We start from the raw sequence: 233 nt of genomic DNA on the forward strand, positions 1-233 counted from the left end.
CGCGAGACGCTGCTCCAGGACGGCGAACTGAACCTCGACGTGGCGGTTCTTGGCGTGCCGGGCAGCGATGAGTTTGGCAACGCCAACGGCACGCACGGCAAATCGTGCTGCGGTTCGCTGGGCTACGCCATGGTGGATGCGCACTTTGCCCGTAAGGTGGTGCTGCTGACGGAAGAACTGGTGCCGTTCCCCAATATGCCCGCCAGCCTGGTGCAGGATCAGGTGGACTACAT

General features: G+C 63.1%; 1 protein-coding gene. It reads left to right on the plus strand.

All coding sequences use genetic code 11. The features are described 5' to 3' along the window. The coding region (locus tag RTW80_RS30970; protein ID WP_312722097.1) for a citrate lyase subunit alpha at positions 1–233 on the plus strand (233 nt) is incomplete at both ends.

The organism is Escherichia sp. AM3, assembly GCF_032029835.1.
Lineage (GTDB): Bacteria > Pseudomonadota > Gammaproteobacteria > Enterobacterales > Enterobacteriaceae > Escherichia > Escherichia coli.